17 protein-coding genes are annotated in these 13,073 nt (G+C 62.0%); 9 read left to right on the top strand and 8 right to left on the bottom strand.

From position 1 onward, the window contains the following. Nucleotides 1-98: 98 nt before the first annotated feature. A complete protein-coding gene (gene aroC, locus IQ26_RS08860; RefSeq protein ID WP_145715958.1) occupies nucleotides 99-1,199 on the bottom strand; it encodes a chorismate synthase in 1,101 nt (366 codons plus the stop codon). Between the two features lie 285 nt (nucleotides 1,200-1,484). Here aroC and IQ26_RS08865 point away from each other — a divergent pair, with 285 nt between their 5' ends. Then, nucleotides 1,485-1,748 (top strand): DUF1344 domain-containing protein, encoded by a 264-nt coding sequence (locus tag IQ26_RS08865; RefSeq protein ID WP_145716227.1) that lies wholly within the window; start codon nucleotides 1,485-1,487, stop codon nucleotides 1,746-1,748. A gap of 44 nt (nucleotides 1,749-1,792) precedes the next feature. Here the strand turns inward: IQ26_RS08865 and IQ26_RS08870 are convergent, their stop codons facing one another. Beyond that, nucleotides 1,793-3,106 carry a sensor histidine kinase gene (locus IQ26_RS08870; RefSeq protein WP_240547037.1) on the bottom strand — a complete coding sequence of 438 codons (1,314 nt, stop codon included), beginning with the start codon at nucleotides 3,104-3,106 and terminating at the stop codon, nucleotides 1,793-1,795. A 14-nt stretch (nucleotides 3,107-3,120) separates the two neighbouring features. Further along, a complete protein-coding gene (locus IQ26_RS08875; RefSeq protein ID WP_145715962.1) occupies nucleotides 3,121-3,780 on the bottom strand; it encodes a response regulator in 660 nt (219 codons plus the stop codon). Nucleotides 3,781-3,944: 164 nt separating this feature from the next. On the opposite strand from IQ26_RS08875, the gene IQ26_RS08880 reads away from it, so the two are divergent. The 3 genes from IQ26_RS08880 to IQ26_RS08890 all read left to right on the top strand — a co-directional run bounded on the left by IQ26_RS08880 (nucleotide 3,945) and on the right by IQ26_RS08890 (nucleotide 7,102). Next, on the top strand, nucleotides 3,945-4,214 hold the full coding sequence (locus IQ26_RS08880) for a PepSY domain-containing protein (protein WP_145715964.1): 270 nt from the start codon (nucleotides 3,945-3,947) through the stop codon (nucleotides 4,212-4,214). 4 nt (nucleotides 4,215-4,218) lie between these two features. Continuing rightward, nucleotides 4,219-4,758: a cytochrome b/b6 domain-containing protein gene (locus tag IQ26_RS08885; protein ID WP_145715966.1), complete on the top strand. Its 540-nt coding sequence runs from the start codon at nucleotides 4,219-4,221 to the stop codon at nucleotides 4,756-4,758. Nucleotides 4,759-5,032: 274 nt separating this feature from the next. Further along, nucleotides 5,033-7,102, top strand: a complete 2,070-nt coding sequence (locus tag IQ26_RS08890; RefSeq protein ID WP_145715968.1) for an LTA synthase family protein — start codon at nucleotides 5,033-5,035, stop codon at nucleotides 7,100-7,102. Between the two features lie 119 nt (nucleotides 7,103-7,221). Here the strand turns inward: IQ26_RS08890 and IQ26_RS08895 are convergent, their stop codons facing one another. The 4 genes from IQ26_RS08895 to IQ26_RS08910 all read right to left on the bottom strand — a co-directional run bounded on the left by IQ26_RS08895 (nucleotide 7,222) and on the right by IQ26_RS08910 (nucleotide 10,289). Beyond that, nucleotides 7,222-7,809 (bottom strand): histidine phosphatase family protein, encoded by a 588-nt coding sequence (locus tag IQ26_RS08895; RefSeq protein WP_145715970.1) that lies wholly within the window; start codon nucleotides 7,807-7,809, stop codon nucleotides 7,222-7,224. A 58-nt stretch (nucleotides 7,810-7,867) separates the two neighbouring features. Beyond that, entirely contained in the window at nucleotides 7,868-8,686 is an 819-nt protein-coding gene (fabI, locus tag IQ26_RS08900; RefSeq protein ID WP_145715972.1) for an enoyl-ACP reductase FabI, read from the bottom strand. A gap of 106 nt (nucleotides 8,687-8,792) precedes the next feature. Next, nucleotides 8,793-9,716 (bottom strand): DnaJ C-terminal domain-containing protein, encoded by a 924-nt coding sequence (locus IQ26_RS08905; protein ID WP_145715974.1) that lies wholly within the window; start codon nucleotides 9,714-9,716, stop codon nucleotides 8,793-8,795. Nucleotides 9,717-9,815: 99 nt separating this feature from the next. Beyond that, nucleotides 9,816-10,289 carry an RT0821/Lpp0805 family surface protein gene (locus tag IQ26_RS08910; protein WP_145715976.1) on the bottom strand — a complete coding sequence of 158 codons (474 nt, stop codon included), beginning with the start codon at nucleotides 10,287-10,289 and terminating at the stop codon, nucleotides 9,816-9,818. A 40-nt stretch (nucleotides 10,290-10,329) separates the two neighbouring features. Here IQ26_RS08910 and pdxH point away from each other — a divergent pair, with 40 nt between their 5' ends. The 5 genes from pdxH (at nucleotide 10,330) to IQ26_RS08930 (ending at nucleotide 12,272) form a co-directional block, all read left to right on the top strand. After that, nucleotides 10,330-10,947 (top strand): pyridoxamine 5'-phosphate oxidase, encoded by a 618-nt coding sequence (gene pdxH, locus IQ26_RS08915; protein ID WP_145715978.1) that lies wholly within the window; start codon nucleotides 10,330-10,332, stop codon nucleotides 10,945-10,947. A 64-nt stretch (nucleotides 10,948-11,011) separates the two neighbouring features. Next, entirely contained in the window at nucleotides 11,012-11,368 is a 357-nt protein-coding gene (locus IQ26_RS41040; protein WP_276316410.1) for a LysE family translocator, read from the top strand. A gap of 19 nt (nucleotides 11,369-11,387) precedes the next feature. Next, nucleotides 11,388-11,633: a LysE family translocator gene (locus tag IQ26_RS41045; protein ID WP_276316411.1), complete on the top strand. Its 246-nt coding sequence runs from the start codon at nucleotides 11,388-11,390 to the stop codon at nucleotides 11,631-11,633. Nucleotides 11,634-11,736: 103 nt separating this feature from the next. Further along, entirely contained in the window at nucleotides 11,737-11,982 is a 246-nt protein-coding gene (locus IQ26_RS08925; protein ID WP_145715980.1) for a CopG family ribbon-helix-helix protein, read from the top strand. Continuing rightward, nucleotides 11,979-12,272 carry a type II toxin-antitoxin system RelE/ParE family toxin gene (locus tag IQ26_RS08930; protein WP_145715982.1) on the top strand — a complete coding sequence of 98 codons (294 nt, stop codon included), beginning with the start codon at nucleotides 11,979-11,981 and terminating at the stop codon, nucleotides 12,270-12,272. Before IQ26_RS08925 ends, IQ26_RS08930 begins: the two co-directional genes overlap by 4 nt. Before the next feature lie 42 nt (nucleotides 12,273-12,314). On the opposite strand, the gene IQ26_RS08935 is transcribed toward IQ26_RS08930, so the two are convergent. Then, complete coding sequence (locus IQ26_RS08935) at nucleotides 12,315-13,067, bottom strand: crotonase/enoyl-CoA hydratase family protein (protein WP_145715984.1); 753 nt, start codon at nucleotides 13,065-13,067, stop codon at nucleotides 12,315-12,317. Between the last annotated feature and the right edge of the window lie 6 nt (nucleotides 13,068-13,073).

Genomic DNA, 13,073 nt, shown 5'->3' on the forward strand with positions numbered 1-13,073 from the left:
TCGCTCGTAGGGGAGTAGGGCAGTAAGGGAGTAGGGAAAAGGAAAAAATTGGCTGTCTCGGTGGGCGGCGTAACATACTCCCCTACTGCCTTACTCCCCTACTCCCTTCCCGTTTGCCCGCGATGACGCAGATAGTGATCGGCAATGGCGCAGGCAACCATCGCCTCGCCGATGGGCACGGCGCGGATGCCGACACATGGATCGTGCCGGCCCTTGGTCATGATCTCGACGTCGTTGCCGTCCTTGTCGATCGACTTTCGCGGGGTCAGGATCGACGAGGTCGGCTTGACGGCGAAGCGCGCGACGATCGCCTGGCCGGTCGAGATGCCGCCAAGAATCCCGCCGGCATTGTTGGACAGGAAGACCGGCTTGCCATCATTGCCCATGCGCATCTCGTCGGCATTCTGTTCGCCGGTGATGCGGGCGGCCTCGAAGCCGTTGCCGATCTCGACACCCTTGACGGCGTTGATCGACATCAGGCCCGAGGCAATGTCCTGGTCGAGCTTGGCGTAGATCGGCGCGCCGAGGCCTGCCGGAACGCCCTCGGCGACGATCTCGATGACCGCGCCGACCGAGGAACCCGCCTTGCGGATGCCGTCGAGATATGCGGCAAAGACGGCGACCGATGCCGGATCGGGTGTGAAGAACGGATTTTCGGCGTCGCCGATGAAATTCCAGTTCCAGTTGGCGCGGTCTATTCGTTTTTCACCCATCGACACCAGCGCGCCGCGCACGATCATGCCGGGCACGACCTTGCGGGCCAAGGCTCCGGCCGCCACCCGCGCCGCCGTCTCGCGGGCCGAAGAGCGGCCACCGCCGCGATGATCGCGCAGGCCGTATTTGGTGTCGTAGGTATAATCGGCATGGCCCGGCCGGTACTGGCGGGCGATTTCGCCATAGTCCTTGGAGCGCTGGTCGACATTCTCGATCATCATCGACACCGGCGTGCCGGTGGTGATCATGGTCTCGCCGTCCTCGTCCAGGATGAAGCCGGACAGGATCTTGACCTCGTCGGGTTCGCGACGCTGCGTGACAAAACGCGATTGACCCGGGCGGCGCCTGTCGAGTTCCGCCTGGACCTCCGCGCGCGTGAAGCGGATGCCTGGCGGACAGCCGTCGACCACGCAGCCGAGCGCCGCGCCATGGCTTTCGCCCCAGGTGGTGACACGGAAAAGATGGCCAAACGTGTTGTGAGACATCAAAACCAGCCCTGCCGGCATCGAAGCCGGCTTAGCGCATGACCCCGAAAATCGGAGCGATTTTCGGAAAGGATCATGCGCAAAATCAAAAAGTGCTACAGCGTCCTTTGCGCGTCCAAGACGACGCGCGGCGCTGCAGTCTGCCTTCTATTGGCGTTTCCCGCAGTGGTCAAACTGTGATCTGGCGGATTTAGTTTTGACACATTCGGTTGGTTTCTGCTTCCCTCCACCCGTCTGTTGAACACCCTCGCCGCACCGTGCCGGCGCAATGATAAGAGGACGATGATGCGTATCCTGATCGGCGCCGTTGCCGCCACATTGCTGATTTCCACTGCCGCCTTCGCCGGCCAGGCCGAGGGCCTGATCAAAGAGGTCGACAAGGAAACACTGACGCTGACGCTCGACGACGGCAAATCCTACAAGCTGAATGCCGAAACCGATCTCGAGGCACTGAAACCCGGCATGGATATCGTGATCGCCTACGACGAGACAAACGGCGAGAACGTCATCACCGACATGCAATTGCCGGACAGCGAATCGACCGAATAGAGTCTTTCCGGCGGACCCGAAGGTCGCGCTCGGGGACTATATCATCAAGGGATGCGAATTATTGCCTCAAAACCGTTCTCGCGACCACGAGCAGGCGACGCAAGTTCGAGAGTGGCACCCATTCGCTGGATGAGCATCGCAGCAATGGCCAGACCAAGTCCTGAGCCCGTCGCTGTGGTCGCGCCACGCTTGAATCGCTTGGTCAGTGCCTGAAGCTCTAAAACGGGGACCACCGGTCCCGCGTTTGCGATGGCGATGGTTCCGTCAATACGGACGGAAACTGTGACCGGAATGTCGGGCAGTCCATGAATGAGCGCATTCTCTATCAGGTTGCGAAGGACGATAGCGAAGGCGTCGACGTCGACCTTGCGGATCAACGTGCCGCAGCCGTCGATATCGAGAATCAGTCGTCCGGCATTTTCCGGCCTTCGCCCGAAGTCCTCCACGACCAGCCGGACCGCCGGGACGAGATCGATCGCATGATCTGCGATGCCGATCCCCGACTCGGCCCGCGCGAGCTGAAGCAGTTTTTCGACGAGATGGCCGAGACTTGACAGAGATGTCTCGATGCCACGGGCCCGCGCTTTCGCCGGGCCCTGGGGAAGTTCAACGATCAGCCTCTGCGTTTGAGCGAGCGCGCCTGCGATCGGCGTGCGCAACTCATGTGCACTGTTGGCGGCGAACTCGCGCTCGGCGTCGAGGGCCGTCCGCAGACGTTCGAGAAGGCGGTCGACAGAGGCGGCGATGGTGTCCAGTTCGACTGGGAGACCGATCATTCCCATCGGTGAGAGATTGCCGCCGTCGCGCGCTCCGATCTCCCGTCGCAGTACTTCGATCGGCCCCAGCGACCGCCGGATCACGATCCAGATGACGGCCATGCTCAAGGGCGCGAGCACGAGGAGCGGAATGACAAGCGACAGTGCGCCTTCCATGGTCGCTTCGCGGCGATGAGCGAGCGGATCGGCAATCTGAAGAAACAGCGTGCCGCTGACGGCCTCCTCCGTATAGATGCGATGCGTAGCAGTGTCCCAGAAACCGCGACCCAACGGCGCGTCGAACGGTTGCGCCGGCGCGTCATGCGAATGCATAAGTACACGCCCCTCACGATCGCGAACCTGGTAGGTTAGATACTCTTCGTGCTCGAGCGCGCCGTCACCGATGCGACGTGGGTCCGGGGAATGCGCGCGCTGAAACAGATCATCGACCACCAGCGGCATCAGGCGCTGCGCCGTTTCCTGCAGGGCGCTGTCGAAAACCTCGTCGAACTCCTCGCGCATCACGAGCGCGCCAAAGGCGGCGGCGCAAACCCAAAACAGGAGCGTTGCGGCGCCCAGCCACAACATCAGCTTGCGCGTCATGCTGGCCGACCTCGTCATGTGTCGGCGAGCCTGTACCCGACGCCACGCACGGTCGCTATTCGGTCCGCGCCGATCTTCTTGCGGAGCCGGCTGACATAGACCTCCACCGCATTGCTCGCGATCTCCGAACCGAAAGAATAGAGTGCATCCTCGATCTGCGTCTTCGACACAATTGCACCGGACCGATGCAGAAGGCTGTCGAGCACCGCCCATTCCCGTGCGGTCAAGTCGACTGCCTGGCCGTCGCGATCGACGCGTCGTTCCGCCGGCACTATGGTCAGCGTCCCGATAGAGAATTTAGGTTCCGGACGGAGCCCGTAGCGACGGGCCACGGCATGGATGCGCGCGGAGAGTTCGCCGAGATCGAACGGCTTGACCAGATAGTCGTCAGCACCTGCGTTGAGTCCATCGATACGATCCGAGATCTGATCGCGGGCGGTCAGGATGATGACCGGAGTTGCATTCAGCCGCTTGCGCATCTCGCGCAAGTAGTCGATGCCGTTGCCGTCCGGCAAGTGAAGGTCAAGAAGGACAAGCCCGTAGGAGGCCACAGCAGCGTAATCCCGCGCTGTTGACAGGGTCCTGGCCCAGTCGACCGCGTGACCATCCGCCGCCGCATGTTCACGCACAGCACTGCCAATGGCCTTATCGTCTTCGATGAGCAGTATTCGCATCAGCTGTGCCGAGGTTCCAGGTCGAGGGCAAGACTCTTCCCTTATACGACAGAACCTGACGCCACGCTGAATCGCCGTCGCGCAACATCGACCGACGCTTTCAGGTTGCTGTCAGCTACGGCTGCCAGAAGGGCCGGCGTTGGAACAACCCAATGGAGACCCCCATGAAGAACATCCTGATCGGAGCACTTTTCCTGAACGCGACTGCCGTCGGCGCCGCACTGGCCGGCGAGAAATGCGACGTGCCGGTCGCCGAATGGCAACCGCGCGAAGCGCTACAAACCAAGCTTGAAGCTGACGGATGGCAGATCCGTTCGATCAAGACGGAGGACGGTTGCTACGAGGCTTATGCGGTCGATTCGAAGGGGAACAAGGTCGAAGCGTACTTCGATCCCAAAACCTTCAAGCGTGTGGACGGCGAGAGCGAAGGCTGAACCGATGCGCGCCACCGTGAACGTCTGGGATCCGTGTGTTCGGATCTTCCACTGGAGCCTCGTGGCCAGCTTTGCGGTGGCGTGGTTATCCGCCGATAAGATCAAGGACCTGCATGAATGGGCCGGCTATGCGGCGGCAGCACTCATCACATTCCGGCTGGCGATCGGTTTCGCCGGGTCTCGATATGCTCGCTTCACGCAATTCATCCGCGGTCCGAGGGAGACACTCTCCTACACCGGGGATGTGATCTTCAATCGCGAAGCGCGCTATCTTGGCCACAATCCGTTGGGAGCATTGATGGTTGTTGCCTTGCTGGCCTCGACGGTACTCGTTGCCGGCACGGGCTGGCTACAAACGACTGACGCCTTTTGGGGCATCGAATGGATCGAGGAGGCACATGAGATGCTGGCTAACGTCATGCTGGCTCTGGTCGCGCTTCACGTCGGCGGCGTCGTCCTGGGGAGCTTCCGTCACGGCGAGAACCTCGTGCGCGCCATGATCACCGGGCGCAAGCCCGCGCCTGAACCCGGCGATGTCGCGTGACAGGCAATCGTCCAAGCGCTGCAAGCGCAGCGTCCGTGTTGCACAATCTTTCTGGGCCGGAACTGGAACGCACCGTTACAGGAGCTTTTAGAGGAGCTTTTGTTCGGGCCGGCCTTCTTTTCGGGCCGATGGCACTGGCCCTGAGCTTTTTGCTGCTGCCATCCGATCTGTCGCACGACCGCAGGCACTTGAACGCCCGTTGCTCATCAGACGTCCGGCTACAGGGTGTGAGGCACAAGTGCCCGGAAATTCAGAATCCGTTCGGAGTTTCGCCATGACTTTTGTCCAATCGGCCAATGCGATTTTCCGTCGCCTAAGGCCGTTCGTCGTGCTCTTTCTCGCCGCACAGTTCCTGATCAGGCTTGGTTTGACCGTGGTCTCAATCGGCAATCTTTCGCTCGATCCGCTGGATTGGATGGTTCCATTTCTCACCGGATTCTGGTTCGACATCGTCACGCTGCTTCCAATCTTCGCGGTCTTCCTCGTCGTCCCTTCTCTCCTGCCGGCCTCGTGGGCCGGAAAGCGGTTCGATCGCGCGGTCGGGCTCTTAGCTTTCGCACTCTTCCTGTTCCTGATGGTCATGCAGGGGGTTGGCGAATATTTCTTCTGGGATGAGTTCACGACCCGCTTCAATTTCATTGCGGTCGACTATCTGGTCTACACGCAGGAAGTGCTCCAGAACATCATGGAGAGCTACCCGGTCGTGCCGCTGCTTGCTGGCATCGGCTTGTTGGCAGCCAGCGGCACCTTTCTGTTGCGCCGTCAGGTGACGGCAGGGTTCGCGCCACATCCGCCTTTTATGAACCGCCTGGCGATCTTCGCGGCGACAACGGGAGCGGCCGTCGCGGGCGTGTTGCTGACGCCCGATTCGATCACACGGCCGATGCCGAGCGCGATCGCCCGCGAACTCGGCGGCAACGGTCTCTATGGTTTGGTCAGCGCCTTCTTCTCCAATGAGATCGATTTCGCGAATTTCTACCGAACCTTGCCCGAGAGACAGGCGGCCGAACGGGCGCGCGACCTTCTGGCCGAAAACCACGAGCCGTTCGAAAGTGCCGACCTGAACGACATCACACGCGACATCCGGGCCGAGGGCCCGATGCTGCGCAAGAACGTTATCCTGGTCGGGATGGAAAGCATGAGTGCCGAGTTCATGGGCGCCTTTGGCAATCCGAAAGGGCTGACGCCCAATCTCGACCGGCTGGCGTCCGAAGGTCTGCTTTTCACGGAAATGCGAGCGACGGGCACGCGCACAGTACGCGGGCTGGAAGCGATTGCGCTTTCAGTCCCGCCGACCCCGGGGCAATCGATCCTGCGTCGCCCGGGCAGCAACAATCTCTTTACCATTGGCTCGGTGTTCCAGGATTCCGATTACGACACGCGTTTCATCTATGGCGGCTACGGCTATTTCGACAACATGAATGCGTTCTTTTCCGGCAACGGCTTCGGCATTGTCGACCGCGGCACGATGAACGCTGCTAATGTGAATTTTGCCAACGCGTGGGGGGTCAGTGACGAGGTTCTCTATGACGAGGTGATCCGCCAGGCCGACGCCTCGGTGAAGGAAGGCAAGAACTTCTTCAGCTTCGTCATGACCACATCGAACCACCGGCCATTCACCTATCCGGACGGTGCAATCGATATCCCGTCGCCAGGTGGTCGCGACGGGGCGGTCAAATATTCCGACCATGCGATTGGCGAGCTGGTGAACAAGGCCGCGGCGAAACCGTGGTTCAAGGACACAGTATTCGTTTTCGTCGCCGACCATACGGCAAGCGTCGCCGGCAGGATCGAGCTCGATATGGATAAGTACCACATACCATGCATCATCTGGTCGCCAGGCTTTGTCGCCCCCCGACGGATCGACCGCCTGGCGAGCCAGGTCGATATCGCGCCGTCGCTGCTTGCCATGTTGCACGCCAGCTATCGCAGCCGCTTCTTCGGCGACGACCTGATCAATGCGGACGAACCCGAGCGGCCGGTCTACATTTCCAACTACGAGAAGGTGGCGATGATCCTGCATGGTCGCACGACCATCCTTGAGCCCAAAAAGCAGATCGTCCAGCTGAAGGGTGACGAGGTGGTGCGGCAAGACGCCATCGATCAGCAGGCAGTCGACAGTACGGTGGCCATCTATCAATATGCCTCGCATTGGCGCGATATTTCACGCCGCATTCCAAGTGCTCTCGACAGCGTCACACTGGCACTTGGCCGGCGTTCTGTTGGGCAGCCAGCCCAACCCGAAGCGACCCGGGCTTCCGTCCAGGACCATACCCACCATACCGGTGCGCTCACAAAGCCGGCGCGCCAGCACATATTGGGAATGCCAGGTCGGTCCCGGTGATCTTACGAGGAGCGAGGACCGCTTAATAACCCTTTCAAGAGCTTCGTGCCTCGCATGGCAACGCATGGCAACGACGTAGGGTTGAACTCGGTCGTTCAGAGTGATTGGGTTTTGACCCCTTAAAGCCACTCCAGGCGCTGGCCCGCCAGCCTGAGCAGCCGATCCTGAGGCACATCCAGCTTTGCGGCTTCTTCCTCGGACATTCCGAGCACCACGCGGAACAGGGCACGCACGACGCCGCCATGGGTCACGCAGACCGTCTGGCGGTCCAGCGCATCGAACCAGGGTTTTACCCGTTCGAGCAGCATCTGATAGCTTTCGGCGCCCTCGCCGGGCGGTTGGAAATTCCATTTGTCGAGGCGGCGTTGCCTGGTCGAACCGGGATCCTTCGCCTTGAGTTCGGCAAAGGTGAAACCCTGCCAGTCGCCAAAGCTCAACTCTACGAGGAGCGGCTCGGTACGATAGGCGTACGGATCGAGCTTCATCGCCGTGCGCAGGCGCTCCATCGTCTCGCGTGTGCGCCGCATCGGGCTGGCGACAAAGTCGAAATCCTGGGGGTTATGGACGAGTTCGGCCAGCCGGCGCCCGTTGCGGCTGGCCTGCTCGCGGCCGAGCGCGTTGAGGTCGGTGTCGGCCTGCCCCTGCAGCCGGGACTCGGCGTTCCACTCCGTCTGGCCGTGGCGCGCGATGTAAACGAGCGGATACATCAGGTCATCCGGAGAGAGGTCGAGGGCAGGCTGGGAAGCGGGAGAATTCGAGGACGATTTAATCCTTGACGGTCGAAATATCAGGCGCGTCGACCGCCTTCATGCCGACGACATGGTAGCCGGAATCGACATGGTGGATCTCGCCGGTTACGCCGCGTGAAAGGTTGGACAGGAAATAGACGGCTGAATCGCCGACCTCCTCTTGCGTCACTGTCCGCTTCAGCGGCGAATTGTATTCGTTCCACTTCAATATGTAGCGGAAATCGCCGATGCCCGAGGCGGCCAGGGTCTTGATCGGACCGGCGGAGATTGCGTTGACGCGGATCTTCTTGGCACCGAGGTCGACGGCCAGATAACGCACGCTGGCTTCGAGCGCCGCCTTGGCCACACCCATGACGTTGTAGTGCGGCATCACTTTTTCCGCACCGTAATAGGTCAGCGTCAGCAGCGAGCCGCCATCGGTCATCAGCGCCTCGGCGCGCTTGGCGATGGTGGTGAAGGAATACACCGAAATGTCCATGGTGCGCAGGAAATTGTCGCGCGTCGTCTCGACATAGCGGCCCGTCAGTTCGTCCTTGTCGGAAAAGGCGATGGCGTGGACGAGAAAATCGAGCTTGCCCCAATGCTTGGCGATACCGTCGAAAACCGCATCGAGGGTTGCCGGATCGGTCACATCGCAATGGCCGGCGATATGGGCATTGAGTTCCGCCGCCAGCGGCTCGACGCGCTTCTTGAACGCCTCGCCCTGATAGGTCAGCGCAATCTCGGCGCCGTGGTCGACGCAGGCCTTGGCAATGCCATAGGCGATCGACCGATTGTTCGCGACGCCAAGGACAAGCCCCCGCTTGCCGGCCATAATGCCTTGTCCACTCGCCATGTGAGCGCTCTCCGCAAGATTTTCCCGCTTGTGGAGTGCCTATCGCACAGGCACGGAGACCCTTCAAGCGCTCAAGACGGACAGTTCGGGGGACAAAGGCGTCCAGTCAGCGTTTTCGGTTGCGCATCAGCGCTTCGAGATCGCTATCGCCACCTTCAGGCAGCATCAGCCGCACATGGGCGTAGAGATCGCCGTGACCGCCGGTTTTTTCCGGCAGGCCCCTGCCCTTCAGCCGCAGGACCTTGTCCGAGCTCGACCAAGCGGGAACATTGACCGCGAGCCGGCCCATCGGCGTCTCGACCGCCACCTTGGCGCCCAGCACGGCATCCTCCAGTGCAACCGGCAGATCGGCATGGAGGTCGCGGCCTTCGACGCGGTAGCGCGGATGCCGCCGGAAGCGGATCTTGACCAGCGCGTCGCCCGGCTGCCCCGGTCCTTGCTCGCCCTGGCCCTTCAGCCGGATGGTCTGGCCGTCCTCGACATAGGCCGGCAGCTTGACGGCGACCTTGCGTCCGTCGGGGAACATCGCCGTCACCTTCTCAGCGGTAGCCGCTTCATCGATGGTGATGTCGAGCGTTACGTTCAGGTCGGCGCCGGAGGGCGCCTGCCGGCCAGCGCCCATGCCGGCACCGCGGGAGAAGGTCTCGCCGAAAATCTGGCTGAAGATGTCGCTGTTGCCGTCGAACGGATCGCCGCCCGGACGGCCCGAGCGAAACTCGAAGCGTGAGCCGCTTGGCCCTTGCTGCCGGCGAAAACCACCAAAAGGATCGGCGCCGCCCGCGGCACCCTCGAAACCCTGGAAACGCGGCTTGCCGTCGGCGTCGATCTCGCCGCGATCGAAGGCCGCCCGGCTCTTCTCGTCGCCGACGATCTCGTAAGCCTGGTTGGCCGCGGCAAAACGATCTTTCGCCTTGGGATCATCCGGATTCTGGTCCGGATGATACTTCTTGGCGAGTTTTCGATACGCCGATTTTATGTCCTTGGCCGATGCGTTCTTAGCAACGCCCAGCACCTCATAGGGGTCGCGCATGCTTCCTGCCCTGGAGAAGGAGTGAGTCCACGATTGCCCCCTATATGCGCTCGCATAGGAAGAAATTCCAGTAGCGTGCGGTCATATGATGGCGGAAAATCAGAGCGCCTTGAAGTCCTGCATCCGCCAGGCGCCGGCGCCGGCCAGGCACACCTCGCCCTTGAACAGCGCGACACCGTCGAAGCTTTCGCGCGACGCGGTGAAGCGGCGGCAAAGTCGGCCGTTGTCCCTGGACTCCGCCAGTTCGGTGATCGAGCCGCGCGAACCGGTGTCGGAATTCGCCCAGGGAACGGCCTGCCCGCCAAGTTCCTGGATATCGGCGGAAGACACCGCGTTACCGATCGTCGCCTCGTCCGAGGCGCGATCCTGATCGATCGGCGGGGCGGAAGCAGTCGTGCTGCTGGTGAGGATCGTGCGGTCGACCTCCGCCTGCTCCAGGCTAAAGCCGCCGGCACCGCAGGCGGCAAGCGGCAAGGCGGCCAGCACGATCGCGACCTTGACCGCAGCCTGGGCGCTGGCCGAAGCGATAAGGCTCCATTGCCTGCTGTCAAAAGGTTGCGCGATACGCGACAATCGGCAATCTCCCCAGCCGGCAATAGAATTTGGAAAAACTATGAGCGAAACTGAGTTAACAAGCAGTGACTTTACCGAGGCTGCCGAGCCATTCCGCCTCTTTGCCGCATGGCTCGATGACGCGACGAAGAGTGAGATCAACGATCCCAACGGCGTGGCACTGGCGACCGTCGATGCCGACGGCATGCCGGATGTACGCATGGTGCTGCTCAAGGGGTTCGATGAAAGCGGGTTTGTCTTCTACACGAATTTCGAGAGCGCCAAGGGCCGTGAGATTCTCGGCAGCATGAAGGCGGCGATGTGCTTCCACTGGAAATCGCTGCGCCGGCAGGTGCGCGTGCGCGGGCCGGTAGAGATCGTCAGCGACGCGGAAGCGGATGCCTATTACGCGACGCGCCCGCGCGGCAGCCGTATCGGCGCCTGGGCGTCGAAACAATCGCGGCCGCTGGAGAGCCGCTTCGCGCTGGAAAAGGCCGTTGCCGAATACACGGCGCGCCATGCGATCGGCGAGATTCCGCGGCCGAAACACTGGTCGGGCTTCCGTATCGTGCCGCAGACGATCGAGTTCTGGCACGACCGGCCTTTCCGGCTGCACGACCGCGTCGTCTTTTCCCGCAACGCCAAGGGCGGCTGGGACAAGACGAGGCTTTATCCCTGAACCTTCCGAAGACGGTGCGGCAAGATATGAATTCATGCCGTTTCAAGTCGCAAAGAGGTGAACCATGAGCCTGTTCCTGGCATTCCTCGGCGTCTCGTTCATCGTCATCGCCACACCCGGACCGGACACGGCCATCACCATTCGCAACACGCTGCTCGGAGGTCGCGCCGGCGGCGTGTCCACCGCGCTTGGCATCGCCAGCGGCCAGACGATCTGGGCGCTGGCCACCAGCGCCGGCATTGTCGCCCTGCTGGTCGCTTCGGAGCCGCTGTTCCTCGCCGTCAAATATGCCGGTGCTGCCTATCTCGTCTATCTCGGCGTCAAGGCGCTGCAGGAGGCGCTGCGGCCATCGCACCAGGCGGAGGCGCTGGCCGTCGCCAACGCTGACGGCGACAAGCGCCTTTCGCCAGGGCCTGATTAGCGATCTCGGCAATCCAAAGATGGCCGTGTTCTTCGCCAGCCTTTTGCCCCAGTTCGTGCCGCCGGGCCAGGAAAGCTTCGCGGCGTTGCTTGGTCTCGGAGCCGTCTTCGCCGTCATGACCTTCACCTGGCTGGCTCTTTACGCGACGGTCGTCGCCAAGGCGGGAGATTTCCTGCGCCGGCCATCTATCCGCCGCATCATAGAGGGTGTGACCGGAATGCTGCTGATCGGTCTCGGCATTCGCATCGCGACCGAGCACCGCTAGATGGAGCGCACTTTCACCGACTGTCCTGGATGCCCCAGGGTAATCCTTGACGAACCACCTTGGTTCACCAATAATCATCAAGAACCAAACGAAAGATAAGACCATGACGGCTTTTACCGTGCGCGTCCCGGACGAAACCGCAAACAGGCTTGACCAGCTTGCCGAAAAGCTCGACCGCTCGCGCTCCTATGTGGCCGCGCAGGCCATTGAGGACTTTGTAGCCCGTGAAGAATGGCAACTCGCCGAGATAGAGGCCGGGTTGGCCGAAGCCGAGCGCGGCGATTTTGCCAGTGATCGTGATGTAGCCGCAGTTATCGGAAAATACGTCAAGTCCGCCCGCCAGGCATGAGCCGCAAGAGAATCCGCTGGACCAAACGAGCGCTGCGTCGGCTTGACGAAATCGGCGCACACATCGAGAAAGACAACCCTGAGGCGGCCGCCCGAGTCATTGCGCGCATCGTGACGGCGGCGGAACATCTCGCCGAGCAGCCGGCCATGGGGCGCATGGGGCGCATCAAGGCGACGCGGGAGCTCGTTTTGGTTGATATTCCGTATATCGTCCCCTATCGCGTCAACGGCGACACTGTCGAAATCGTCGCCGTCATGCACGCCGCCCTGCGGTGGCCGCGGACCTTGTAAAGTCGCCCAACACCGTGGCCCGCGTCATCAGGCCACACCGCCTCAGCCTGCCTTCCTAGTCATGAAGGCCATCAAGGCGGCGCGGGCCTCGTCGGACTTCAGCCGCTCGCGGAAATGCTCGCTTTCCTGGCCGATGCGGGCAACAAGCTCCTCGCGCGAACCGCGCATCAGGTCGCGCGCGATCTTCAGCGCTTGCGGCGGCTTGGCCGCGATCTGGCCGGCGGCGGCAAGCACGGAGGCTTCGAGCTCGTTTTCCTCGACCACCGCGTAGATCAGTCCGGCGGCCTTCGCCCGCTCGGCCGAAAAGCCTTCGCCAAGCCCAAGAAGCGCGAAGGCGCCTTGCCGACCCAGTATCTGCGGCGCAAGCAGGCTCGACCCCGCCTCGGGCACCAGGCCGAGATCGACGAAGGGCGTGCGGAACATTGTGCGCGGCGTGGCGAAGGTCAGGTCGCAATGCAGGTTGAGCGTGGTGCCGATGCCGACCGCGATGCCGTCGACGCCGGAAACCATGGGCTTTTCCGCCCTGGCCAGCGCCATCAGGAAATCCCAGACTTCCGCGCCGCCCTCGCCGCCGGTGGCGACGACCATGAAATCGGCAAGGTCGTTGCCGGACGAGAAGGCGCCTGGCACGCCGAGGAAGACATGGACGCGGACCGCTGGATCGGCATCGCCCTCGGCGAGGGTTTTGGACATTTTCGCATACATGGCGCGCGTCAGCGCGTTCTTCTTGTCCGGGCGGTTCATGCGGATGATCTGGATGGCGCCCTGGCGCTCGACGAGGATATGCTCTGTCACGGGTGA

The sequence above is a fragment of the Mesorhizobium tianshanense genome (assembly GCF_007830515.1).
Classification (GTDB): domain Bacteria; phylum Pseudomonadota; class Alphaproteobacteria; order Rhizobiales; family Rhizobiaceae; genus Mesorhizobium; species Mesorhizobium tianshanense.